A 24,513-nucleotide genomic window follows, 5' to 3' on the forward strand; every position below is an offset into this window, starting at 1 on the left:
CGTTTGGTACTCGTGTGGTTATTGGTTGGTGCGTTTTGCAATGCGATTTAACAGCCGAGAGGCTGCAAACAGTCCAAAGCTGGCCGTTACCGGGCAGGCGGCGCCAAAGCCTGATGCGCAATCAAGCCGCGAGGGGCCAGCGGTTGCGGGCTTTTGCAGGCAAACTTCGCCATCCTCGGCAGGGTACGTGAGCTGCTCTGTTGAGTATATGGCCTCAATGCCGAAGCGTCGCTTAGGATTGCGCGAGAACCCGTATTCCCTGCGCAGAAGGTTGCGCACCTTGGCTAATAGGGGATCTTGGGTAGTTTTGCTGAGATCCGCTACCAGAATTTTTGTGGGATCCATTTGTCCGCCGGCACCTCCAGCGCAAACGATGGGGATCTTTGCCCGTTGGCAGTGGGCAATCAGGGCTGCTTTGGGTTTAACGCTATCGATGGCATCAACCACGGCAGTTATATCCGGTGTGACCAACTCCGTGAGGTTTTTCAGCGTGAGAAAACCGAAATGAATCCGAATATCTGCATGGGGGTTGATGGCTTTGAGTCGATCTGCCATGGCATCGGTTTTGGTGCGCCCATATTGGCCTTCCAGAGCATGCAGTTGGCGGTTGGTGTTGGACACGCAAATATCGTCCATATCAACCAGCGTAATGGTGCCAATGCCGCTACGCGCTAGCGCTTCTGCTGCCCATGAGCCAACGCCACCCAGACCGATGACTGCAATATGAGCATCGCGGAAGGCATGCAGGGCTCGGCGCCCGTACAGCCGTTCTATGCCGCCAAAGCGGAAGGCATAATCGTCGGCGTTCATGGAGTCTCCGTTTGAAGCCGGGCAAAAGACCGGGAAAAATCAAAGGCGCGATTATACCCTAGAGCCCGATCAGACAGAAAATACCTGCAAAAAAGCCACGCAGTGCGCGGCTTTCAAGTTGTTGCCCGGGTACAGGCTGCGGTGCTGTGAAGCCGTACCCGGTTTTAAGACCATTTCTGTTAAGGCTCAGGCAGCCCAGTGGTCATCTCCCATGTCCATCATGCTGTCCTTTCCGCTTTCGATGTCGCTCAGTAGCCAGTGGATTTCCGGTAGCAGCTTTTCAAAATAGAAACGGGCAGATACAAGCTTACTTTCCAGCAGCGGTTTGTTGCCTTCTCCGGTAGCCAGCTGTTGGCTGGCGACGTTGGCCATGCGCGACCACATATAGCCGACAACTGTCAGTGCCATCAGGCGCAGGTAAGGTGTCGCCGCAGCGCCTGCCTGTTCCGGGTCTTTCGGGGCGTTAGTTGCCAGCCACATAGTGGCTTTCTCCAGCGCACCCATGGCGCCTTTGAGCTCTTCTCGGTGAGGAGCTTCCGGGTTGTCTTTCAGGTATCCGGAGAGCACGCCAAAGAGAGTGCGCACAAGTTGTCCACCTTTCAGGCTCAGTTTTCGGCCTACCAAGTCCATTGCTTGAATGCCGTTTGTGCCTTCGTAGATGCGCGCGATACGGCCATCCCGAACCAGCTGTTCCAGTGGCCAGTCGGTGGTGAAGCCGGAGCCGCCAAGTACCTGCAGGCCGGTGTTGGCATTGTTGGCGCCTTCATCGGTCAGGAATGCTTTTACCACGGGTGTGAGTAGCTGTACCAGGTCATCGGCCGATTCCCGGGCGGATTCGTCCGGATGGGCGACCGAGAGGTCCAGCTGATGCCCCGTGAACAGTGCGAGGGCGCGCATGCCTTCGTTCAGAACCTTCTGGCGCATCAACATGCGGCGTACATCCGGGTGCACAATAATGGGATCGGCAGGGCCGTTCGGGTTCTTCGGGCCGCTCAAGGAACGGCTTTGCAGGCGCTCCTTGGCAAATGCAAGGCTCTCCTGATAGGCCATCTCGGCAAGCCCCAGACCCTGCATGCCCACCATCAAGCGGGCCTCGTTCATCATGGTGAACATGGAACGCATGCCGTCGTTGGCCTCACCTACCAGCCAGCCTTTAGCGCCTTCAAAGTTCATCACACAGGTGGCAGAACCCTTAATGCCCATTTTGTGCTCTAGGCCGCCGCAGAACGCGGGGTTGCGCTCACCGGAATCCGGTAGAAACTTGGGCACAATAAACAGGGAAATACCTTTGGTGGTGTCTGGCGCGCCGGGTAATTTGGCCAGTACCAGATGCACAATGTTATCGGTCAGGTCGTGTTCACCGCCAGTAATCCAAATTTTTGTGCCTTCGATGGCGTAGCTGCCATCGTCATTTGGTGTGGCGCGGGTGCGGATCATGCCCAAATCTGTTCCACATTGGGGTTCAGTGAGGCACATGGTGCCTGTCCATTCGCCGGAAACCAGTTTTTCCAAATACGTTTGTTTGAGCTCATCAGAACCGTGGGCATGCAGCGCGCTGATGGCGCCGTGGGTAAGCCCTGGGTACATGCCAAGCGATAGATTGGTGGAGCACACCATCTCGTCCACAACAAATTTCAACGTGTGTGGTAGACCCTGTCCGCCGAATTCCAGAGGCGCATCCAATGCTGTCCAGCCACCTTCAACAAATCTTTTGTAAGCTTCTTTGAAGCCCTCCGGCGTTTTCACATCGTGAGTATCCGGGTTGTAGTGACAACCTTCACGATCGCCGTTTTGGTTGGTTGGCTGAATGACTTCCGCCGCCAGTTTTCCCGCCTCATCTATTACTGCAGTAATCAGGTCCGGTGTGGCATCGGCGTATTTTTCCAGTTCGTGAAGCCGATCAACACCCAGTACATCAAACAACAGAAAGCGAAGATCATTTGCTGGAGCTTGGTATTGCATGAGCACTCTCCTTAAATAGCCTTAAAGCGGCCTTGATAGCTGATGGATCTTGTCGGCCTTTATCGGGGCCGTCATTACACGTAACAGCAGGCAGCGGCATGTGAGCCATAGCCTGTATTTGTTGTCAGTGCCTTTTCATACGACTGTTTTAATTTTGTGGTTCACTGGTTAATGGGGTCTGGCTTGGCAAATTTTCGTATATCGTTGAAACGGAAATGGAGAGGCTATATGAAGCGAATACTTGTGGCTGGTGTGTCTGGAGCCATCGGCGGCGCTCTGGCTGCGGCACTTTTGGCCCGCGATGAGGAATTGGACGAGAAATCGGGCGAGAAATCGATAGTCATTGGGCTTTGTCGCGACCCATTGACAGTAGCTGAGCCTCTGCGCAGTCACAGTCGATTAAAGCTATTGGCGTGGAATGCAGAAGATGAACGGTCGCCTGAAGCCGTTATTAAGGCTCTTGAAAAGCTCGTTCCGGCCGTAAACGGCTTAGATACGTTTATCTACGCTGCTGGCTTGCTTCACGATGGGGCCTTGTTTCCTGAGAAGCGTCTGGAAGAGCTTCAGGCGAGCAGTTTGGCCAGAGCCTTTGCAGTAAATGCGACGGGCTTTGTTTTGCTGGCTCAAGCGCTTCTGCCTTGGTTTAGGCATCGCGATTTTAAACGTATGGTCGCTATTTCAGCGAAGGTTGGTTCAATAGAGGACAATCATTTAGGTGGCTGGTATGCGTATCGAAGCTCAAAAGCTGCTTTAAATATGTTGGTGCGCACTTTGTCTGTGGAACTGCCCCGGCGCTGCAAGCCCATTGCTTGCGTGGCGTTGCACCCGGGAACAACCGACTCAGCTCTGAGTGAACCTTTCAGGCAGTCCCTAGCTCAACTTCAGGTGCACAGTGCTATCGAAACAGCCGAAAATTTATTGTCAGTTATAGAAAAAATAACGCCAGAAGATAACGGCCGATTCGTGAGCTGGGATGGGTCATCGCTGCCTTGGTAAAAGGCAGCGATTGGTCAGTAAAATTAGCGTATGAAGGGGTTGAGCATACGCGTGAAAGTTCCGGTCAACTTGACCGGCGCGCTAAGTACAGAAAGTGTAATGCAGTCTTCGCAGCCTACAGCGACTGGTTTGTGCTCGTCTTGGTCAGTCAGGACGACAAAATCCCACTGATTAAAAACACCTTTTTGATCGGAGAAGGCGCCTTGCAGCACTATGGTTGTTTCAATGCCACGATGGGTGTGAGCCGGTGCCTTGCCTCCCGCTACCAGCTTTTGCAGGACAACCTGCTCCTTCTGGCCCGGAAACTTTTCAGTAATATCCAGAACACTGACGTCGCCCAACTGCCGCTTCCAAGGTAGATCGTTGATATCTTCACCCAGTAGCTTTTGCAGTAGACTAATCTTCGGCACTGCTTTGGCCGGAAGCTCTGGCGCCGGAGAACTGTCTATTTTCGCGAGAATATCATCAAACATAGTCTCGGAAACGCTGACTTTTGGCTGCTGCTCCATCATCACAGCGCCAAGACTGTCGAGTGTGTCTACCCGGCTGCGGCAATGGGTGCATTTGTCGAGATGGAGACGAATGCACAGGGCGTGAGGCTCGCTCAAGTTGCCCGCACTGTACTCCATCAGGCTTAGGCTATCGGGGTGATGCCGTGTCATACATTCTGATCCTGCAAAATCACTTTCAATTTGCTTAGTGCAAGGCGTACCCGGCTTTTTACCGTACCGAGTGGAATGTTCAATTCGTCAGCCACCATTTGGTGCGACTTTTGCTCCATGTACACCTTTGCAATTACTGTAATTTGATCTTCTGGCAACTGGCTCAGAGATTCTCTCACCCGGCGTTCAGACATAAGACGGTGTAGCGAAGTTATCGGTTGATTGTCGTCTTCACCGGGAATTTGCCACAAATCTTCGGTTTCCACCGGCATTTCGGCACTAGTGCGACGCATTTTGCGCAGCATATCGATGCGCTGATTACGTGCAATGGTGAAAATCCAAGTTGAAGCTGCGGCTTTCTGCCAGTCGTACAAGCAGGCCCTGCGCCAGATAGAAACAAATACTTCCTGTACGAGCTCTTCCGCATGGCTGGCCATACCATTTGCCATGGCGTAATACTTGAGTTGCGGCGCAAAGTGCTCAAACAAAGAATGATAGGCCTTGCGATCCTGATCTTTACCCACCTTCACCAACAGCTGACTCCAAGGGTCCTTTCGGCCCTCGGCACGTGCTGGCTTTTGATCCAGTGTGGTCACCGGACGCTCCTTGACAATCGCATGATTTATATTCGTTACCTTATTCATTCTATGCACTCGTCCCGGGTTTGTCAGTTTTGAGTCTTACGGGCGCTTTGTCAGTGCGGATCAGTCAGTCATGAAAGAAGTTCGAATTTATTCTTCCAAATAAGTGTAACCCTCAAGCCCAGCAGCCAGTTCTTCCAGAAGGCTTGTTTGTATGTCTTCTGGCAAACTGCTTGCTGTGAATTTGTTGCGGTAGGCCTGCAGTAGAGTTTTGGGCTCGAAATTAACGTACCTGAGTACATGGGCAACCGTGTCGCCGATGATGGGGGCGCTGGTATCATAGCCTCCGTCGCTGTTCAGGCGCACATCCACCGAATGGGTATCACCAAAGAGGTTGTGCATGTCGCCCAAAATCTCTTGATAGGCTCCGGTCATGAAAAAGCCCATGAGTAAGGGTTCGCCGGGCACTTCTTCTGGCAGTGGTAACGTAGTTTCCGTGCCCTGACCATCCACATAACGGTCGATGCGACCGTCTGAATCGCAGGTGATATCTTGAATCACCGCGCGCCGGGTCAGTGGGCGGTTCAGGCCGTTTACGGGCATGACCGGGAATATCTGGTCGATGCCCCAAACGTCAGGCAATGATTGAAACAGCGAGAAATTGACGAACAACTTGGCGGCCAATTTTTCATTCAGCTCATCAATGATTTCACGGTGAGCCCGGCTGTTTTTGTCGAGCTGGCTCTGCAGTAAACGGCAGCATCGAATATAGAGTAACTCTGAATCCGCGCGCTCCTGCAAAGAGAGCGTTCCATGAGCAAATTGGCCGTGTACATCTGCCATGGCGTGCAACACATCGTGGTAGATTTCAGCCAACGAGCGCGGGGACTCAGGGTCTTCCAGACTTTCCAAGTCGCGCCATAGATCTTGTAGCGGGGCTGGAGCATCCTGCATAGGCTGCTTAGTGGGGCGCTCTTCCGGCTCTTCGTGGTCAATCACATTCGTTACCAACACGGAGTGGTGCGCCGTCAGCGCACGGCCGGATTCACTGATCAGGTCTGGGTGCGGAAGCTTGTAGCGATCACATTCAGCTTGCAATACGTGCACTACGTTGTAGGCGTATTCATGCATGCTGTAGTTCATCGAGCAGGCGCTACGGGAGCGCGTGCCCTCGTAATCAACGCCAAGGCCGCCACCGATATCAACCGTATTCACCGGGGCACCCATCTGGCGCAGCTCGCTGTAAAAGCGCGCGCATTCCCGTAAACCGGTCTGGATATCGCGAATGTTGGCGATTTGCGAACCAAGATGAAAGTGCAGAAGCTGAAGCGTGTCCAGTGCATTGGCTTTGCGGAGGGTATTAACAACATCCAAAACCTGACTGGCCGACAACCCAAACTTAGATTTTTCACCGCCGGTATTCTGCCAGTTACCCTTGCCGATGGTGGCAAGACGAACTCGTACACCAATCAGCGGAGAAACCTCCAGCTTTTTAGCTTCTTCAAGGATAAGCGGCAACTCAGACTGCTTTTCCACCACAATAAACACCCTGTGGCCTAACTTTTGGCCAATCAGCGCCAGCCGGATGTACTCCCTATCCTTGTAGCCGTTGCAAACGATGACTGAACCCGATTGTTTGGCCAGAGCGAGTACCGCCATTAGCTCGGGCTTGCTGCCAGCCTCCAAACCGATTTGCTTATTACTGGCTGCAGGCTCTGCCGCGATCAACTCTTCAACCACCCGGCGCTGTTGGTTTACCTTGATGGGATAGACAGCCGTGTATTGCCCTTTATAGCTATGCTCTGCGGCCACTTTGTTAAACGCGTTGCACAGCTTGTTTACCCGGTCATGCAGGATGTCCGTAAAGCGGATGAGCACAGGCAGTTGAAGCCCGGATTCCACCAGTGATCGCGTGAGTTCCGGCAGGTTGATCTCTGCCTCGCTCTTGCCACGGTTTGGCCGGATAACAACTTCACCTACCGGGTTAACGCCAATGTAGCCATCGCTCCATTGGGTAATGTTGTAAATCTTGTGGGCCGGGGAGGCGTTGGTGTTGCTCATGGCTGCTGTCCTTCTGGAAAAGCTGGGGCCGGGCAGGCCGACTCAATGGCTGGTATTGTAGGGCTTGCCCTTGGCACCTGAAAGGCTTGACGAGTGTTGATTGCAGCAAACCGCAACAATTGCCAACAAAGGCTTTGGCTGTTTGCTTGGCACCTCTACAATATGCCTTTTGGGCATAGCACCCAGACTTCTCAGGAGAGCACCATGACAACGCTGAACAACCATTGGTTTACCGAGATTTTTCAGGATCAGGGGACAGCATTTTCCTTGCAGGTGAAAAAGAAACTGCATGAAGAGCAAACGCCGTTTCAGAAGCTGGAAATCTACGAAACCGAAACCTTCGGCAATTTAATGGTGCTAGACGGCTGCGTGATGCTGACCACCCGAGACAATTTCCTCTACCACGAGATGATGACGCATCCCGCGCTCTTCACCCATAAAAATCCAAAGAAAGTTGTGATTGTTGGCGGTGGCGACTGCGGCACATTGAAGGAAGTGTTAAAGCATCCCGATGTGGAGGAAGCGTGGCAGGTTGAAATCGACGAGCGGGTTACCCGCATGTCTGAGGAGTACTTCCCCGAGCTGTGTGAATCCAACGACGATCCAAGGGCCAACTTCTTCTTTGGTGACGGTATTCAGTGGATGCGGGAAGTTGACCCCGGCAGTATCGACATTCTTATCATTGATAGCACCGACCCGGTTGGCCCGGCCGAAGGCTTGTTCGCGCTGGATTTTTACCGCGACGCCATGCTGGCGCTGGGTGAGGGCGGAATTATCGTGCAGCAGAGCGAATCGCCACTATTGCACACCAACACCATCATAAAAGACATTCACGGCGACATGCGCAAAGCCGGCTTCGATCACGTGCAAACCCTGCCATTCCCTCAGCCTGTTTATCCTACCGGCTGGTGGAGTTGTACCATGGCCAGCAAAGACAACCCCATCAAGTACTTCCGTGAAGACGATGCAAACAACCGACCCTTCGTAACCCGGTACTATAACGTTGGCACCCATCACGGAGCCTTGGCTATGCCGCAGTTTATGATTGATGCGCTGGAAGACGAGGTTCTGCCTGGCGAGGGTTAAGCAAAAAGGGGCGCCATTTGGCGCCCCTCTGATCGCTGGTGAAGCGTGTATCACTTCCCGGTTACAAACTCCGGATAGGCCTCCATTCCACACTCGGAAAGGTCCACGCCTTCGTACTCCTCTTCTTGGCTGACCCTCACGCCCATTACGGCTTTGATAATGCCCCAGACCAGCAAGCTCGCAAGGAATACCCAGACAAAGATGGTTGCAGCGCCAATCAACTGCCCGCTGAAGGTTGCGCCGTCATTGGTGACCGGTACCAGCATCAACCCCAGAAAGCCGCACACGCCGTGAGCCGAGATAGCGCCCACAGGGTCATCAATGCGCAGCTTGTCTAGAAAGATAATGCTGAAAACAACGGCTATGCCGCCCATACCGCCCCAGAGGGTTGCAACCAAAGCACTAGGCGTTGAAGGCTCGGCGGTGATAACCACAAGGCCCGCAATAGCTCCGTTGAGGAGCATGGTCAGGTCTGCTTTACCGAAGAGCATACGGCCAGTTATCAGCGCGGCTATAGCACCGCCGGCGGCTGCTGCGTTGGTATTGAGGAACACCATGGCAACAGAGTTGGCGCTTGCGATATCGCCCAGTTTCAAGACTGATCCGCCGTTAAAACCGAACCATCCCATCCACAGGATAAAGGTACCCAGTGCCGCTAGAGGCAAATTAGCACCGGGGATGGCGCGAATTTCGCCGTTGGGGCCATATTTGCCTTTCCGGGCTCCGAGCAAAATGACGCCCGCAAGTGCCGCGGCCGCACCGGCCATGTGAACAATACCGGAACCGGCAAAGTCGCTGAAACCAAGGTCACCAAGGTTGTACAGCCCAAAGACATCCTTTCCGCCCCAGGTCCACGAACCTTCGAGCGGGTAGATGACACCGGTCATTACGACGGCGAAGGCGAGGAATGCCCAGAGCTTCATGCGTTCAGCAACAGCGCCGGAAACGATCGACATGGCTGTCGCTACAAACACTACTTGAAAGAAGAAGTCTGACGCGGCGGAATAGATTGAGCCGCCTTCAAAACCATCTTCCCGGGCCGCAAACTCCCCTAGAACGGCCGTAGCATCCGTCTGCTCAATGCCACTTAGTAGAAGGGTTCCGTCGTACATGATGGCGTAGCCGCATACCAAATACATGGTGCAGGCTATGGCATAAAGTGCGACGTTTTTGGTGAGGATTTCGGTGGTGTTTTTAGCTCTTACCAGCCCGGATTCGAGCATGGCAAATCCCGCGGCCATCCACATAACTAATGCGCCGCACATTAAAAAATAAAAGGTATCTATTGCATATTGCAAGTGAAAAACATTGTTTTCCATAGGAAGCCCTCCGCACAAGGCACTTCAGAGTGATTTTTTTGCGTTGGTTGTTAATGGATCAGAGCTGAATCAGACCGCTTCTTCGCCGGTCTCGCCCGTCCGGATTCGGATGGCTTGTTGTAGCTCTGTTACAAAAATTTTGCCGTCGCCAATCTTGCCGGTGTTGGCAGCTTTGGTAATGGACTCGATAACCTGATCCAGTAGGTTGTCGCCAATGGCCACTTCTACTTTTACCTTTGGCAGAAAATCCACCACATATTCCGCGCCACGATAGAGTTCTGTATGGCCTTTTTGCCGACCGAAGCCTTTGACCTCAGTGACGGTTACGCCTTGTACGCCAATCTCGGATAGTGCCTCGCGGACATCATCCAACTTGAAAGGCTTAATGATCGCTGTCACAAGTTTCATTACTTTCTCCTTGGTAAAACCGTCCCAACATGAGAGCCCACCGGCCAATTGTTGAGTTCGGGGTGCTGCCGCTTCGCACGTCAATTGTGCGGATTGCGTACGAGAGCTATAGCACCGAGTATGCCAACGCAAAAAAATATCTAAAAATCAATATCTTGGCTGGGTTCGGCTTTGGCTTTGCATAAAGCGGAGAGCCGGTTCGTGCACCAAGATAGGGCGCCATGCAGCCCCTTGGGCCACATCGGAGCAGACCGAAAGGCTATGAGGATCACAATGGTGCTCACCGCGCCTAGTATGGCAGGGCTAGCGGTGTGATACACTCCTGCAAACCGGTCACGGCACGTGTCTTTTGGCCGAAACCGCACATTATTTTAATCAATGAGGTGATGAGTGAAAGGTCCACAGGATATTTTCGCACAGCTACAAGGTCAGTTTGGGCAATTTGTCCCAGATATGGCCCGAGCGGCCCGAGATGATTTTGAAACTCAGGCCCGCGCGACCGTTATGTCGGTTTTATCTCGCCTAGAATTAGTAACCCGGGATGAGTTTGATGCCCAACAAGCGGTGCTTATGAAAACCCGCGAAAAGGTAGAAGCATTGGAGAAAAGAGTTGCTGAGCTGGAGAAGGCTCCGAAAGCACAGTAAAGCAACAACATTCACCGGCAGGATGCCGGACCCCGGTTAGCCGACGAGTTATGGCTGCCCGCTAATATTCACACACCATGGAAGGTTATTATGCTCGCCGTTGTTCATTCCCGTGCCAGTATTGGTGTTTCCGCTCCTGAAGTTACCGTTGAGGTTCACCTTTCCGGAGGGTTACCTGCTCTCACGATAGTTGGCTTGGCAGAAACTGGAGTGCGCGAGAGCCGTGAACGGGTAAGAAGCGCGTTGTTGAATGCAGGCTTTGAGTTTCCTGCTCGCCGAATAACCATAAATCTTGCGCCTGCGGACTTGCCCAAAGAGGGCGGTCGATTCGATTTGCCCATTGCGCTGGGTATTCTTGCAGCCTCCGGGCAAATCCCTGCGGAAAGCCTTGTTACCTGTGAATTCCTTGGGGAACTCTCCCTTGATGGTGCGCTCCGCCCGCTGAAAGGCGTGTTACCGGCTGTACTGGCTGCGCGCAATGCGGGTCGGAATCTGCTGATACCCAATGAAAATGCTGAAGAGGCAGCGCTTGCAAGTCAGGACGATGTGCTTGCGGCGGGCCATATATTGGCCGTTTGTGAGCATCTTTGCGGGCGGGCACGGTTGGTGCCCGTGGCTCGTACAAAGCCGAACCCAGCAGCTACTAAAGGCGTGCCAGATCTTGCAGACGTGCGTGGGCAGAGCGTGCCTAGGCGGGCATTGGAGGTAGCCGCGGCTGGAGTCCATAATTTGCTATTTTTCGGCCCTCCAGGCACTGGGAAAAGCATGCTAGCCAGTCGGTTACCCGGAATCCTCCCGGATTTGAGTGACGACCATGCCATGGAGGTAGCCAGTGTGCATTCGGTTGCCGGGTTGCGGGTAGGGAAGGGAGGTTGGCGCCAACCTCCCTTTAGGTCTCCCCATCACACGGCTTCTGCGGTGGCATTGGTAGGTGGGGGAAGTAGCCCAAGGCCAGGCGAGATCTCACTGGCCCACCGTGGTGTACTTTTTCTCGATGAGCTACCCGAGTTTGAGCGCCGAGTTCTAGAAGTGCTGCGTGAGCCTATGGAAACTGGAGAAATTTCGATCAGTCGGGCTGCCCGGCAGGTCACTTTTCCCGCACGATTTCAGGTCATCGGCGCTATGAATCCCTGCCCGTGCGGTTACAGCGGGCATCCAACTATTGAATGCCAGTGCACGCCCCAGCAGGTGATGCGCTACCGCTCGAAAATTTCTGGCCCGCTATTGGATAGGTTCGATTTGCATGTGGAAGTACCGGTCCAAAGTGGCGATGTGCTGATGCGCTCTGAGGATGATGGCGAATCCAGCGCCGTGGTGAGGGAGCGAGTGGCGCTTGCCAGAGAGCGTCAGGCGCAGCGCGGCTGTGTTAACGCCGTTTTATCGGGCCGCGAGTTGCAGGAGGCCTGCAGCCTTGAGCACTCCAGTGAAAAGCTGCTTTCTGGTGCGATGGAAAAGTTAGGGCTTTCGGCTCGCGCGCTGCATCGAATACTGCGCGTTGCCCGCACTCTGGCGGACCTTGATGGGTCTAATGTGGTTACACAGCCGCATTTGATGGAGGCGCTCGGGTACCGACAGTTTGATCGCCACACAGGTAAGAGCTCCGTGGTATCCGCCTGATTCACTTTACTCTGGTAAACTGTCTGCAAACTCCGTTAACAAGACCCGCTCTCTGGGGTTAAGGATTGCAGATGACTGAGCAGAAAGAACCGCACGATCTTGATGATGAAAACCAACCGAAGCAAACCGACAGCGATTCGTCCATTACCACGCGCCGTGGCGTTCGTAGCTTTGTGCTTCGCCAGGGGCGCATGACCGAGGGCCAGAAAAAGGCCTTTGAGCGTAGTTGGCCGAAATTTGGTCTTAGCCGCGAAGATGGCATGATAGATCCGCGGCAGGTCTTTGGCCGGGATGCCATGCTTAACCTTGAGATCGGTTTCGGCATGGGCCGCTCGCTGGCGGAGATGGCAGAAGCCGCGCCGGAGCAGGATTTTATCGGTGTGGAAGTGCACCTGCCTGGCGTAGGGGCCTTACTGAAAGACATTGAGGAGCGTGGGCTGGAAAACGTCCGCGTGTACAACATAGATGCAAACGATGTGATTGATTTGTGTCTGCCAGATGCCTGTTTGGATCAGGTAATGGTTTTCTTCCCGGACCCTTGGCACAAAAAGAAACATCACAAGCGCAGGCTGGTACAGCCAGAGTTTGTTCAGCGCATTCGCCACAAGCTGAGGGTCGGGGGTATTTTGCATCTGGCCACAGATTGGGAAAACTACGCAGAGCACATGATGGAAGTAATGGGCGAATCTGAAGGGTTTGCCAACACTCAACAACCGGGCGAATACTCACCACGGCCTGATTATCGCCCGATTACCAAATTTGAAAAACGTGGCGAAAATCTTGGCCATGGAGTATGGGATCTGTTGTTTCACCGCACTAACTAAGCGTCTTCACGCCACTGTGATGATCACCCCGGTGCCAGTGGATGGCGCCGGGCTGCCCGTATAATCACCAAACCTGCAATGCCGAGTGTCAGGGCGGTAAACTTGGCCAGCGCGCTGATGGCGGCCGCAAGGCTTAGGGTATCAGTGGGCGTTTCCAGATTGTTCAGCAACAATAGGTTTTCCGTTATATCGGCCGCAGCGGCGGCGATAAACAGTGTGCGAACCCAGCGTGCTGCCGTGCGCTCACGAACGCCGGGCCGGTCAACGGTACAGTGCCGAGTGAGCAGTATCAGGGTGAGGCAGTAAACCGGAATAAACAGGAAGTCCAGCCACAGGGAGAGCTTAGCCCAGTACAAGCCTTCGCTGCTCCAACTTTGCACGATAGCAAGAGCTTGCTCCGCGCTTCCCGCCAGTTGGAAACTAACGATTCCTTGATTCGCTACTGCCGTTTTTAGCGGCTGGTTAATCAACACCAACGCTGCCAGCAATACCACTGTTGCAATGAGGCAGGCTTTCAGGCTTTTGGGAAAAGCCGGTAGTCCTTTTTCCGTGTCCATTACAGAAAACGCTCCAATAGGCTGTTCAGGAACCTTTGCCCCAGTGCTGTTGCCTGAAGGCGGTCACTGACCAAGAGTTTATCGTCACGCAGACTCTTAAGTTGTACCGCAACGGATGACAGGGGTAAACCCGTGCGTTCGTAAAAAAGGCTTTCAGTCACCCCTTCTCTTAGCCTTAAGGCGTTCATTAGGAACTCCAGAGGGAGCGCTTCCGCCTCAATACTAGCGCTCCCGGCAGTCCGGCTACCAATGCGGTTAAGGTAGGCCTCTGGCTGCCGTGTTTTCCAGTAGCGTTTGATTTCGCCAGCAGGAAGGCTGATTTTCCCATGACCGCCCGCTCCTAGCGCCAAATAATCTCCAAACGTCCAGTAATTAAGGTTGTGTCTTGAGGCTTTGCCCTCTTGGCACCACGCAGATACCTCGTAGTCACTGAAGCCTTGTTGGTGCAGAAAATTGCTACCTTGCTGGGCAATGTCCCAAAGCAACTCGTCTTCTGGCAAGTCTGGTGGCCGGCTGTAGAACTCAGTGTTGGGCTCCAGAGTCAGCTGGTACCAGGACAAGTGCGGCGGTTTGTGGGTCATTGCCGCCTTTAGATCCTCAAGAGCCTGGCTGGGGGTCTGGCCGGGAAGGCCGTGCATTAAATCCAGATTGAAATTATCAAAGCCCGCTGTTTTGGCGCTCTCAATAGCCCTGTGTGCGGCTGCGCTGTCGTGAATGCGGCCGAGTGCTTTCAAGTGGGCTGGATTAAAGCTCTGCACACCAATAGACAAGCGGTTGATGCCAGCGTTTCGGAAGGCTTCAAATCGGCCTTCTTCCAAAGTGCCGGGATTGGCCTCCAGAGTGATTTCCGCATCGTCTGCAAACGCTAGTCGTTCCCTAAGACCTCGAAAGAGCTTGTGGTAAAAGTCGCCGCTCATCAGTGACGGGGTTCCACCACCAATAAACACTGTTTCAACGGTGCGCCCGGATGCCAGCGCCAGATCCTGATCCATATCTTCGAGCAGAGCGCTCAGGTAAGCGGATTCGGGGATGTCGTTCTCGAGGGCGTGGGAATTAAAGTCGCAGTACGGACATTTGCGCACGCACCAAGGCACATGAATATACAAGCTCAGAGGCGGCTTAACCGGCTCTGGTGTGCGGTTAATCACAGGGTTTAGGCCTCTGCCTTGAGCTGATCCATAAGCAGTGCCAAGGCTCGGCCCCGATGGCTGATCTGGTTTTTTTCGTTTCGGGTCAGCTCAGAGGCGCTGCAGTTCTTTTCGGGGCAGAGAAAGATTGGATCGTAGCCAAACCCCCCATCGCCCTGTGGCGCCCGGAGAATTGTACCCGGCCAGCGCCCGTGGCAAATAATGGGAGTTGGATCCTCGGTGTGGCGTAGATACACCAACACACAGTGAAATTGAGCGCTGCGTTGGCCATCAGGTACATCTGCCATGGCTTCCAAAAGCGCGTTCAGGTTATCAAGGTCGGACGCGCCAGCTCCAGCGTACCTTGCCGAGCGAACCCCGGGAGCACCGTTTAGCGCGTCGACGGCCAGACCGCTGTCGTCAGCCAATGCTGGCAAGCCGGTTTCCCGAGCCGCGTGGCGCGCTTTTAGGATGGCATTCTCTACAAAGGTGACCGCTGGCTCTTCGGCTTCGCCAACACCCAGATCTCCTTGCGGCACAGGAACAAGGTTCAATGGCGCAAGAAGTTGGGTAAATTCGCTGATTTTGCCTTTGTTGTTGCTGGCAATTACAAGTTGTTCTGGCATAGTCCGCTCAGTCACTGAAAAGAGTGTGGACGAACCGAACCGGCAATTCTTCCCGGTGCCCGGTAGGGCGAGCCGTAACATTGAAGGTCATCAGTTCACCAGACGCGTATTGGTATTGCGCAATAAAGTAGACGGAATCGCCTTCCTGTATTCTGCGAAAGGCTAGAAATTTTACCTGCTGTATGTCGTTGGAAACCTGACCTTCCACTTGACCCGCTACAGGCTTTATCACGCCGTTTTCATCTTCTTGCATCACGGAAATATTGACGATGCCAATGCCTTTGCTGCGTTGGAGGTTATTGGCTTTTGCAATGTCGGCGGTCAAGAATGTGCTTGGGAATACGCTCCAGTGCACCTTATAGTCACCGAAGTCCTCGGAGCCAGCATGGGCAGGAAGGCTTGCGAGGGTCGCAAATAAAGCAGCTGCCGCCATTATAAGAAGGTTGTGTAGGGCTTTGTTCATGATTACGTATTCTCCCGAGTGATGCGATAGATTGCGATCTCGCCCAATAGGTTTGGCCAAAGGCGTGCCAGCCAATTATTTTGATGTTGGCCGTCTACGACACGACGGCTTTTTATGCGAATGCCTTTTTGTCGACACAAGGCTTCGAAGTCCTTGAAGGTACACAGCCTTATATTAGGTGTGTTGTACCATTTATACGGCAAGGATTCAGATTCGGGCATGCGGCCGCTGAGCGCGAGCCCCCAACGCAAGCGCCAGTGTGCGAAGTTGGGGAAGGTAACTATGCCTTCTGCTCCGAGCCTCAGCATTTCATCGAGCACTTTGTCTGGTCTGCGTACCGCCTGCAGGGCTTGTGTCATCAGCACAATGTCGAAGCTGTTGTCTTCAAAGTTGTCCAGTCCTTGAGTATCGAGATTCTGCTCGATCACCGAGACCCCGCGATTCATGCAGGTGGTTATATGGTCGGGATTAATTTCCAAACCAAACCCACTAGCATTGCGTTCACGCTTGAGAAAATCGAGTAGGGTGCCGTCACCACAGCCAAGATCGAGCACATGATGCCCGGGCTTTACCCACTGCTGGATGATTTCAAGATCCGCCCTCATGCGCCCACCTCTCTGGCAACACGATCCATGTATGCGGTAAAGATATCAGTATACCGTGGGGTAGGAATCAGAAACGCATCGTGCCCCCAAGGCGCATCAATTTCCGCATAGCTCACTTTTCTGCGCGCTGCGATCATGGCGTTAACCATCTCCTCAGAGCGGGCTGGTGTAAAGCGCCAGTCCGTGCTGAACGACAGCACCAAAAACTCGCAACTGGCTTTGGCAAGGGCCTTGGAGAGATCGCCGCCAAATTCATAAGCCGGGTCGAAATAGTCCAGTGCACGGGTCATCAACAGGTAAGTGTTGGCATCGAAGATTTCAGAGAAGCGCTCGCCTTGGTAGCGCAGGTAGCTTTCGACTTGGAACTCAGCATCGTAGCCAAACTTGTAGGCTTGATCCCTTAGTTCCCGGCCAAACTTCTCACCCATGGAGGCGTCTGAAAGATAGGTGATATGGCCGACCATTCGCGCCAGCATGAGGCCGCGACGGGGTAGGGTATCAAAATCATAGTATCGGCCATCGTGGAACTCCCGGTCGGAGGTGATCGCCTGTCTTGCCACTTCATTGAAGGCGATGTTCTGAGCCGTTAGCCGAGGGCTGGAGGCTATGGCTACCGAGTGCCTAAGGCGCTCCGGGTAGTCCAGGCTCCACTGTAACGCCTGCATCCCGCCTAGAGATCCACCCACAACGGCGGCCCAGCATTCAATGCCGAGGCGATCTGCCAGCAGCGCCTGACTTTTTACCCAGTCGCTAACCGTCACTACAGGAAAGTCCGGGCCGTATGGCGTGCCGGTGGCAGGGTTGGTTGAGCTGGGGCCAGTGCTGCCGTGACAACCTCCCAGATTGTTAAGACAAACCACGAAAAAACGATTTGTATCAACAGGTTTGCCAGGGCCGATGCATGTGTCCCACCAGCCTGGCTTTCGGTCGTCCATGGAATGGTAACCGGCTGCGTGATGATGACCACTCAGCGCGTGGCAGATGAGTACGGCGTTGCTGCGATCAGTGTTGAGTTCGCCATAGGTTTCAACCACCAAATCATAGCGCTCAAGTGCTTGGCCACACGCGAGTTCGATGGGTGTTTCAAAATGATACGTCTGCGGGGTGACTACCCCGACAGAATCCACAGGCAGGGAATCGGGCATCGGCGCGACAGGTTCCTGGTTCGATCCGTTGGTAACAGCTTGGCTGGTCAGGGCAAAAAACCTATACCAGCCAAGCAGTTTAAAGGCGGGCTGTCATAGCTGCAACCGAAAGGCTGTATGACGGCTGAACGGGCAATTAGATGACGCCGGAGATATTGACCACTTTTTGCTGAATCATGGTCGGAGCGGGCTTGCGGATTTGTCTTTGCATAGCATCCGCCAGTTCCAGTTGTCGGCGCAGGTCAGAGATGCTATTGGCCAGTCGCTCACGCTCGACACGGCTGTCGCGATCATTTCTTACCATATCTCGGAGGCGCCGAATCTGGTGTTCCAGTAGCTGCTTCTGTTCCATGGAATACTGCATGATGGGTAGAAGCGCTTCCGAGGGCCAGCGCTCTACATCCTGACGCACGCGGGCGTGCAGGGTTCTGGCTTCGCTAACCATCACATTGAAAAAGCGCTGAACCAATACAGACTGTTCGGTGAGTAGGTTTTTAGGGTTGGCGCGGAAACGTCGGGCTTTTTTGCGCAACTCCCTTACGGCGATTACATGACGGCCGGCACGCAGCGGAATGGGTTCAAGATGCCGGGCGCGGGTATCTTCGTTGTAGCGACGATAAATGGCTCCCACCATTTTTTCGGCAAGACGCCCCTCACTGAGCAGGTTGGTGAAATCACTCTCAAGCAACTCGAAAAACTGTTCCATGGCACTGTTCATGCCCGATGTCGTCCAGCTTTTCGTCATGTTTTTGCGAATTTCTTCGGCATGAGCCTCAAATCTCGCTTCATCTACCAGCTTTTTCAGTATTTCGCCCTGCGAATCCATCAGCCTGCGACTTGAGCGGAGTGTAATCAGCTTTTTATAGTAGAAATCGTAGTCTTTTTGGGAGCGGTCTGCCAATCGGGTAAGCACTGCTTTATCCATGGTGCTGCCGGAGCAGGCGCTCAACTCCTCTTCAAGAGATTCCAGCCGGGTTTGCATGGCCGCCTGACTGTTCTGCAGCATACCAAGTAGATCGTTGATCAGGCTTTGGGTGATCAACTGCTCTTTATGCATCAGAATGCGCTGAATAATCAGCTGTTCAAGGTTGCCGATGTTGGATCGGGCGAACAGGTCCTGATCTTTTCGAACTCTTGCTACCAGCCCTTGTTTGGCAGACAGCGGGATAACATCGTGTTGGCGAATGCCCAGATGGTCAGCGGTATAGCCCCGCACTCGCTCAATGGCTTCGTTCGTATGCTTTTCGCCTTGTAGGTCACCCCAAAGCACGTCAATTTTGTTCAGTACCGCAAAACGGCCTGCGCGGTGGTCGGCGTGCTCAATATCGATATAGTCTTTCCAAATAGTCATATCGCTGGCGGTAACGCCAGTGTCCGCACTAAGCACAAAAATAATGGCATGGGCCTGTGGCAACATGCTGATAGTCAGCTCAGGCTCGGAACCGAGAGCATTCAACCCCGGCGTATCGAGAATTCTCAGGCCGCGCTCAAACAGTGGATGGCGAATACTAATCTGGGCATTGCGCCAAGCCGGAATTAGAACCTGACTGGGGTTGTTGCGGTCATGCTCCAGCATGTTTTGATCAAAGCCCAGTGCGCGGGCCTCTGCCGGGGAAACACTTTTCACCCTTGCGACTTCACCCAAAACCTCGCGCATGACTTCTGGGTCACGCTCGTCCAACTCGTGCTTTACCCAGCGTTGCGGTTGTTTGCGTAGCTCCTGCAGCGACAAATCTCCGGTACGGGTTTCGATGGGGAGCAATAAAAGGTAGTTTTCGTTGGCACTGCGGTCAAAAAACAGCTCCGTGGGGCACATGGTTGTGCGCCCAGCCTGAGAAGGCAGCATGCGCTGGCCGAAGTCAGAGAAGAATAAAGCGTTGATGAGTTCCGTTTTGCCACGGGAATATTCGCCGACAAACGCAATTGTGAGCTCGTCTTCGATAAGAAGCTCGAGCCCGTGACGGATGCGTGCGCTTATGTCATCAGAGAATAGGTTGTTATCCTGAAGCCACAGCCGGTAACGACCGATTTGGCGAATCAGCTCTTTTTTCCAGTTGTGGTAGGCCTCTACCTGCTGGGTCAAGTTTCCCTGAAGACTCATCGGGCTTTCCTTTTGTACGACTTCCGGCATTTCCCGGGCCATTAGCCCGAGATTCGCACGACGGACGAATTAATTACTGTTAATACTAACCCGTTCCCGAATTTTTTGCGGCCTGTTGTTCCAGCTTTTTGTGGAAAACTGTTACAAATTGTCTAATTGAGACCTGATTTACATTCCCAACCCAATAGCGCCAAGGCCAACAGCCACTTTCATGTGCTCGATCACAACGGAAATTACATTCAGAATAAGGAATACGATAATGGGTGACAGGTCTAACCCTCCCATGGACGGCATCAATTTGCGCACGGGGCGCATCACCGGCTCTGTAATTTGCGCAACCAGCTGAATCGCCGGGTGTCCGCTACCGGGAGCAATCCAGCTAACCACGACCACTGCGATAACAGACCAGAAGTAGATCTTTACGATCAAATCCAGAACGTTCAGCACGGCCCATACCAGCAGGGTGAGTGGGTTGAACGAGGGAATGCCGCCGTTTAAGGCGACGAGAATCAAAAAGAAGGTGATGGCTTGAATAATAACTGCAAGCACCAGAGCGGCACCATCAATTCCACCCCAGCCGGGAATAACCCGTCGTAAAGGCCTTAATAGAGGGTTTGTTGCTTTGACCGCGAATTGGGAGATCGGGTTGTAAAAGTCAGCCCGGGCGAGTTGCAGCAAAAAACGCAACAGTATTATGGTCATGTAAAACGTGGACACGATCAGCAGGATCGTAATCAGTATGTCTGCTAGCATTTAGCCAATTCTCCGTTGTCAGTGACTGTTTTACTCTTTACCTGCCAGTTCTTTGGCCATTTCTTCCGAGCGTTTGTAGGCTGCGTTATAGGCTTTTTTCACCAGTTCGCGCATTCCGCCTTCTTCAAAGGTATTCACTGCCTGTTCTGTTGTGCCACCCGGAGACATAACATTCTTTTTCAGCTGCGCTGGGTTATGTTCACTTTTGGCAGCCATCTCGGCGGCGCCCGCCATGGTTTGAATGGCTAGTTGTCGGGCGGTTGCGGGGTTTACGCCTGCATCCGTGGCTGCGGCTTCAAGTGCTTCAAGCATCAAAAAGAAATAGGCCGGGCCGCTGCCGGAAAGCGCAGTAACACCATGCAGCAGAGTTTCATCTTCCACCCAAACAGCCATCCCGATACCTTCAAAAACGGATTGCACCATTTTTTTCTGGGCGCTGGTCACGCTCTCGCTGGCAAATAATCCGGCTGCGCCCTTGCCAACTAAAGACGGTGTGTTGGGCATTACCCTTACAATTGGTAAGCCACCACCAAGCCACTCATCAAGCGTGTCTGCGCCAAGGCCTGCGGCAATAGACACCATCAACGGTCGGGTGTTTTGGGCGATAGGAGCTATATCGCGACATACGTCCGCCATTGCCTGAGGCTTTACTGCCAGAACAACCATGTCGGCTTGTTGAGCGCAATAGCGGTTGTCTGTTGTTACGCTGATCCCAAAACGTTTGCGGATAGATTGCAGGTGGCTGTCGTCTGGCGCGCTGGCCCAAATGCTGCTGGCTTTAAAGCCGCTGTCCAGCATGCCGCCGATGATGGCGCTGGCCATGTTACCGGCACCGATAAACGAAATGGTTGGTGATTTGCTCAAGATTTGCTCCAACGGTTGTTCGGTTATACGTCCGGCACAGATAATAGCAGGTACCGGCCTATTCAGCTCTTAGGCGAGCGCTCACCAAAAACGGCCGTGCCAATGCGGACCCAGGTGGCGCCCTCTGCAATGGCCATTTCGAGGTCGCCGGACATGCCCATTGATAGGGTGTCTAAAGGGCCGGCTTCCGGATAGTCCTGCCTGAGTTTTTTCAAGGTATTGGCAAGCTTGCGGAAACTTTCCCTCAGGGCCGACTCTGTTTGCTCCGGATCGGGTATTGCCATAAGCCCTCTGAGCGTGAGTCCGGGTAGCTGGCTTATTTCCTCGATCAGCGTTGGCAGTTCATCTGGCTGGCAGCCGGATTTGCTCTGTTCATTGTTAATATTGACCTGAAGGCAAATATTCAATGGGGGCAAGCCGGTTTCTCTTTGCTCGCTCAAGCGCCGAGCTACTTTTAGACGATCAACGCTGTGAACCCAAGAGAAAGTCGAGGCGATTTGCCGGGTTTTATTGGATTGAATCGGGCCAATAAAGTGCCAGTCGATTTCCGTAAGACCGCTAAGTGCCTCAATTTTTTCCAGAGCCTCTTGCAGGTAGTTTTCCCCAAATGCTCGCTGGCCTGCAGCCACTGCCTCCCGCAGCTCGTCAGCCGAGCGGGTTTTACTAACAGCTAGAAGGCTCACAGAGCCGGGTTCACGGCCTGCCTGCAATGTTGCTTTTTGTATGCGTCGGGTTACGCTCCCGAGGTTGTCTGCTATGCTGCTCATAGTATGAAATAGTCGCGTTTGGTCTGCCCATTCTATGGCGACAAGTTACTCGCAGGTCACTGAAATGCCAAGTGATCGGAGTATGGTTATGCCAGATAGGCGCTACCTGTATAAAAGAATAAAGCCTTCCGAGGACTTCTATGGATATTACTGAACTGCTTGCCTTCTCGGCGAAACAGGGTGCGTCTGATTTGCACCTCTCCGCCGGCTTGCCCCCGATGATCCGTGTTGATGGCGATGTTCGCCGCATCAATCTTCCGCCCCTAGAGCATAAAGAAGTTCACGGGCTGATCTACGACATCATGAACGACAAGCAGCGCAAGGACTACGAGGAATTTCTGGAAACCGACTTTTCTTTCGAAGTGCCTGGTGTCGCCCGCTTCCGTGTGAACGCGTTTAACCAGAACCGGGGCGCTGGTGCTGTTTTCCGGACGATCCCCTCGAAAGTACTGACAATGGACGACCTTGGCATGGGTCAGGTGTTTAAGGATGTTGCTTCAGTGCCTCGGGGTCTTGTTCTTGTAACCGGGCCAACCGGTTCCGGTAAGTCCACCACGCTGGCTGCGATGGTGGATTACATCAACGATACTCGTTATGAGCATATTCTGACGGTAGAAGACCCGATCGAATTTGTGCACGACTCCAAGAAGTGCCTCGTGAACCAGCGGGAAGTGCACCGCGATACGCTGGGCTTTAATGAGGCGCTGCGCTCCGCCCTTCGGGAAGACCCCGATATCATTCTGGTAGGCGAGTTGCGAGACCTCGAAACCATTCGTCTGGCGCTCACTGCGGCAGAAACGGGGCACTTGGTTTTTGGAACCTTGCACACGACCTCGGCCGCAAAAACCATCGACAGGGTTGTAGACGTATTCCCGGCGCAAGAAAAATCTATGGTGCGGTCCATGCTTTCTGAGTCGTTGCAGGCGGTAATCTCCCAGACTCTTATGAAGAAAATGGGTGGCGGACGAATAGCGGCGCACGAAATCATGATTGGTACGTCTGCGATCCGTAACCTGATTCGCGAAGACAAAATTGCCCAGATGTACTCGTCCATTCAAACGGGTGGTTCGCTGGGCATGCAGACTCTGGATCAGTGTCTTGAGCGTTTGCTGCAGAAGGGTCTGATTTCTCGGGACGCTGCACGACTCAAGGCGAAAATGCCGGACAATTTTTGACGTTTAGCGATTAAGGCGGGAGAGGGGTGGCACGGTGTATCGGGACTGTCGGCAGCAGGGATGCTGCCGTCAAGCCTACACGGACGTATCTACGGCGTGTCCCGATACACCGTGCCACCCCTCTCCCTTCAGCTTGAGCCGATGCTTCACATAGAAAGATCATAGGTAACTAAAATGGAATTCGAAAAACTGCTTCGTCTGATGGTTGAAAAAGGAGGTTCAGATCTCTTTATTACGGCCGGTGTTCCGCCCAGCATGAAAGTGAACGGTAAAGTATTGCCGGTCACTAAAAATGCCCTAACACCGGAGCAGACGAGGGAGTTTGTATACGGCGCAATGTCTGAAAAACAGCGGGCCGAGTTTGAAGAAACCCACGAATGCAACTTTGCGATCAGTGCTCGAGGCATTGGGCGCTTCCGGGTGAGCGCTTTCTTCCAGCGTAACCTGTGTGGCATGGTGCTGCGGCGGATTGAAGTGAAAATTCCCCAAATTGATGATTTGGCGCTGCCTGAGATTACCAAAGAACTGGCGATGACCAAGCGCGGTCTCATCATATTTGTCGGTGCCACGGGAACCGGTAAATCAACGTCGTTGGCTGCCATGCTGGGGCACCGCAACCGCAATAGTCGCGGCCATATTATTTCCATTGAAGACCCCATTGAGTTTGTACACCAACACCAAGGCTGCATTGTTACGCAGCGGGAAGTGGGGATTGATACAGAGAGCTTTGAAGTAGCGTTGAAAAACACCTTGCGCCAAGCGCCCGACGTTATTTTGATTGGTGAGGTTCGTACCCGGCAGACCATGGAATATTCAGTGCAGTTTGCCGAAACAGGCCACCTTTGCCTTGCAACGCTGCACGCCAATAACGCTAACCAAGCACTTGACCGGATTATCCAGTTTTTCCCGCCAGAGCAGCACAACCAAATCTGGATGGACCTTTCTCTCAACCTGAAGGCTATCGTCGCGCAGCAGTTGATTCCTACGCCCGATGGCAAAGGCCGGAAAGCTGTTATTGAGGTTCTGATTAACACTCCGTTAGTTGCGGACCTGATTCGCAAGGGCGAAGTACACAAGCTCAAAGAGTTGATGACCAAGTCTACCGAATCCGGTATGCGGACGTTCGATCAAGCACTCTATGAACTTTATGCAGAAGGCTCTATTACATACGAAGATGCACTGGCACACGCCGACTCGGCTAATGACCTGCGCTTGATGATTAAGCTGGGTACGGACGCTCAGGGGGCGGATAGGCTGTCGTCTTCGGTAGATAAGCTGACCATTCAGGACGACTGATAGGTTAAGAGTCGCCTCAGGTTTTGAACGATTAGTATCTGAAATTAATAGGTTTAGCATTTG

24 protein-coding genes are annotated in these 24,513 nt (G+C 53.3%); 7 read left to right on the forward strand and 17 right to left on the reverse strand.

Annotated elements, in window-relative coordinates:
* Positions 1-18: 18 nt before the first annotated feature.
* Together tcdA and MWU62_RS14885 are read right to left on the reverse strand one after the other, a co-directional pair.
* Positions 19-810, reverse strand: a complete 792-nt coding sequence (gene tcdA / locus MWU62_RS14880) for a tRNA cyclic N6-threonylcarbamoyladenosine(37) synthase TcdA (RefSeq protein WP_247115630.1) — start codon at positions 808-810, stop codon at positions 19-21.
* Positions 811-996: 186 nt separating this feature from the next.
* Complete coding sequence (locus tag MWU62_RS14885; protein ID WP_247115631.1) at positions 997-2,772, reverse strand: acyl-CoA dehydrogenase C-terminal domain-containing protein; 1,776 nt, start codon at positions 2,770-2,772, stop codon at positions 997-999.
* A 228-nt stretch (positions 2,773-3,000) separates the two neighbouring features.
* On the opposite strand from MWU62_RS14885, the gene MWU62_RS14890 reads away from it, so the two are divergent.
* On the forward strand, positions 3,001-3,768 hold the full coding sequence (locus MWU62_RS14890; protein WP_247115632.1) for an SDR family NAD(P)-dependent oxidoreductase: 768 nt from the start codon (positions 3,001-3,003) through the stop codon (positions 3,766-3,768).
* A 23-nt stretch (positions 3,769-3,791) separates the two neighbouring features.
* Here the strand turns inward: MWU62_RS14890 and MWU62_RS14895 are convergent, their stop codons facing one another.
* From MWU62_RS14895 to speA, 3 genes are all read right to left on the reverse strand, one after another.
* Complete coding sequence (locus MWU62_RS14895) at positions 3,792-4,430, reverse strand: ChrR family anti-sigma-E factor (RefSeq protein WP_247115633.1); 639 nt, start codon at positions 4,428-4,430, stop codon at positions 3,792-3,794.
* A complete protein-coding gene (locus tag MWU62_RS14900; RefSeq protein ID WP_348645652.1) occupies positions 4,427-5,026 on the reverse strand; it encodes a sigma-70 family RNA polymerase sigma factor in 600 nt (199 codons plus the stop codon). Before MWU62_RS14900 ends, MWU62_RS14895 begins: the two co-directional genes overlap by 4 nt.
* Before the next feature lie 135 nt (positions 5,027-5,161).
* Complete coding sequence (gene speA, locus MWU62_RS14905) at positions 5,162-7,072, reverse strand: biosynthetic arginine decarboxylase (RefSeq protein WP_247115635.1); 1,911 nt, start codon at positions 7,070-7,072, stop codon at positions 5,162-5,164.
* 204 nt (positions 7,073-7,276) lie between these two features.
* Here speA and speE point away from each other — a divergent pair, with 204 nt between their 5' ends.
* Positions 7,277-8,158: a polyamine aminopropyltransferase gene (speE, locus tag MWU62_RS14910; RefSeq protein WP_247115636.1), complete on the forward strand. Its 882-nt coding sequence runs from the start codon at positions 7,277-7,279 to the stop codon at positions 8,156-8,158.
* Positions 8,159-8,208: 50 nt separating this feature from the next.
* Here speE and MWU62_RS14915 read toward each other — a convergent pair whose 3' ends face one another.
* Together MWU62_RS14915 and glnK are read right to left on the reverse strand one after the other, a co-directional pair.
* Positions 8,209-9,477, reverse strand: coding sequence for an ammonium transporter (locus tag MWU62_RS14915; protein ID WP_247115637.1), 1,269 nt, complete (start codon positions 9,475-9,477; stop codon positions 8,209-8,211).
* Between the two features lie 69 nt (positions 9,478-9,546).
* Positions 9,547-9,885: a P-II family nitrogen regulator gene (gene glnK, locus MWU62_RS14920; RefSeq protein ID WP_071264623.1), complete on the reverse strand. Its 339-nt coding sequence runs from the start codon at positions 9,883-9,885 to the stop codon at positions 9,547-9,549.
* A gap of 390 nt (positions 9,886-10,275) precedes the next feature.
* Between glnK and MWU62_RS14925 the strand changes: the two genes are divergently transcribed.
* From MWU62_RS14925 to trmB, 3 genes are all read left to right on the forward strand, one after another.
* Positions 10,276-10,530: an accessory factor UbiK family protein gene (locus MWU62_RS14925; protein ID WP_247115638.1), complete on the forward strand. Its 255-nt coding sequence runs from the start codon at positions 10,276-10,278 to the stop codon at positions 10,528-10,530.
* Between the two features lie 90 nt (positions 10,531-10,620).
* The gene (locus MWU62_RS14930) at positions 10,621-12,147 is read left to right on the forward strand and encodes a YifB family Mg chelatase-like AAA ATPase (RefSeq protein WP_247115639.1); all 1,527 of its coding nucleotides are present in this window, start codon (positions 10,621-10,623) and stop codon (positions 12,145-12,147) included.
* A gap of 71 nt (positions 12,148-12,218) precedes the next feature.
* On the forward strand, positions 12,219-12,971 hold the full coding sequence (trmB, locus tag MWU62_RS14935; RefSeq protein ID WP_247115640.1) for a tRNA (guanosine(46)-N7)-methyltransferase TrmB: 753 nt from the start codon (positions 12,219-12,221) through the stop codon (positions 12,969-12,971).
* 23 nt (positions 12,972-12,994) lie between these two features.
* Here the strand turns inward: trmB and MWU62_RS14940 are convergent, their stop codons facing one another.
* The 10 genes from MWU62_RS14940 to MWU62_RS14985 all read right to left on the reverse strand — a co-directional run bounded on the left by MWU62_RS14940 (position 12,995) and on the right by MWU62_RS14985 (position 21,979).
* Positions 12,995-13,528, reverse strand: a complete 534-nt coding sequence (locus MWU62_RS14940) for a hypothetical protein (protein ID WP_247115641.1) — start codon at positions 13,526-13,528, stop codon at positions 12,995-12,997.
* Positions 13,528-14,676 carry a radical SAM family heme chaperone HemW gene (gene hemW, locus MWU62_RS14945; protein ID WP_247115642.1) on the reverse strand — a complete coding sequence of 383 codons (1,149 nt, stop codon included), beginning with the start codon at positions 14,674-14,676 and terminating at the stop codon, positions 13,528-13,530. The genes MWU62_RS14940 and hemW overlap by 1 nt, the downstream gene beginning before the upstream one ends.
* A 5-nt stretch (positions 14,677-14,681) precedes the next feature.
* Entirely contained in the window at positions 14,682-15,281 is a 600-nt protein-coding gene (gene rdgB, locus MWU62_RS14950; RefSeq protein WP_247115643.1) for an RdgB/HAM1 family non-canonical purine NTP pyrophosphatase, read from the reverse strand.
* 7 nt (positions 15,282-15,288) lie between these two features.
* On the reverse strand, positions 15,289-15,744 hold the full coding sequence (locus MWU62_RS14955; RefSeq protein ID WP_247115644.1) for a DUF4426 domain-containing protein: 456 nt from the start codon (positions 15,742-15,744) through the stop codon (positions 15,289-15,291).
* 2 nt (positions 15,745-15,746) lie between these two features.
* Positions 15,747-16,349, reverse strand: coding sequence for a methionine biosynthesis protein MetW (gene metW, locus MWU62_RS14960; RefSeq protein WP_247115645.1), 603 nt, complete (start codon positions 16,347-16,349; stop codon positions 15,747-15,749).
* Positions 16,346-17,494, reverse strand: a complete 1,149-nt coding sequence (locus MWU62_RS14965; RefSeq protein ID WP_247115646.1) for a homoserine O-acetyltransferase — start codon at positions 17,492-17,494, stop codon at positions 16,346-16,348. Before MWU62_RS14965 ends, metW begins: the two co-directional genes overlap by 4 nt.
* 136 nt (positions 17,495-17,630) lie before the next feature.
* Positions 17,631-19,595, reverse strand: coding sequence for a dynamin family protein (locus MWU62_RS14970; protein ID WP_247115647.1), 1,965 nt, complete (start codon positions 19,593-19,595; stop codon positions 17,631-17,633).
* A gap of 168 nt (positions 19,596-19,763) precedes the next feature.
* Positions 19,764-20,348: a YggT family protein gene (locus MWU62_RS14975; protein ID WP_200366956.1), complete on the reverse strand. Its 585-nt coding sequence runs from the start codon at positions 20,346-20,348 to the stop codon at positions 19,764-19,766.
* A gap of 30 nt (positions 20,349-20,378) precedes the next feature.
* Complete coding sequence (gene proC, locus MWU62_RS14980; protein ID WP_247115648.1) at positions 20,379-21,212, reverse strand: pyrroline-5-carboxylate reductase; 834 nt, start codon at positions 21,210-21,212, stop codon at positions 20,379-20,381.
* A gap of 62 nt (positions 21,213-21,274) precedes the next feature.
* Positions 21,275-21,979 (reverse strand): YggS family pyridoxal phosphate-dependent enzyme, encoded by a 705-nt coding sequence (locus MWU62_RS14985; RefSeq protein ID WP_247115649.1) that lies wholly within the window; start codon positions 21,977-21,979, stop codon positions 21,275-21,277.
* Positions 21,980-22,119: 140 nt separating this feature from the next.
* On the opposite strand from MWU62_RS14985, the gene MWU62_RS14990 reads away from it, so the two are divergent.
* Together MWU62_RS14990 and MWU62_RS14995 are read left to right on the forward strand one after the other, a co-directional pair.
* Positions 22,120-23,154, forward strand: coding sequence for a type IV pilus twitching motility protein PilT (locus tag MWU62_RS14990; RefSeq protein WP_247115650.1), 1,035 nt, complete (start codon positions 22,120-22,122; stop codon positions 23,152-23,154).
* A gap of 174 nt (positions 23,155-23,328) precedes the next feature.
* On the forward strand, positions 23,329-24,450 hold the full coding sequence (locus MWU62_RS14995; RefSeq protein ID WP_200366965.1) for a PilT/PilU family type 4a pilus ATPase: 1,122 nt from the start codon (positions 23,329-23,331) through the stop codon (positions 24,448-24,450).
* Positions 24,451-24,513: the final 63 nt, after the last annotated feature.

The sequence above is a fragment of the Marinobacter sp. S6332 genome (assembly GCF_023016045.1).
In the GTDB taxonomy this organism is placed as follows: Bacteria; Pseudomonadota; Gammaproteobacteria; order Pseudomonadales; family Oleiphilaceae; genus Marinobacter.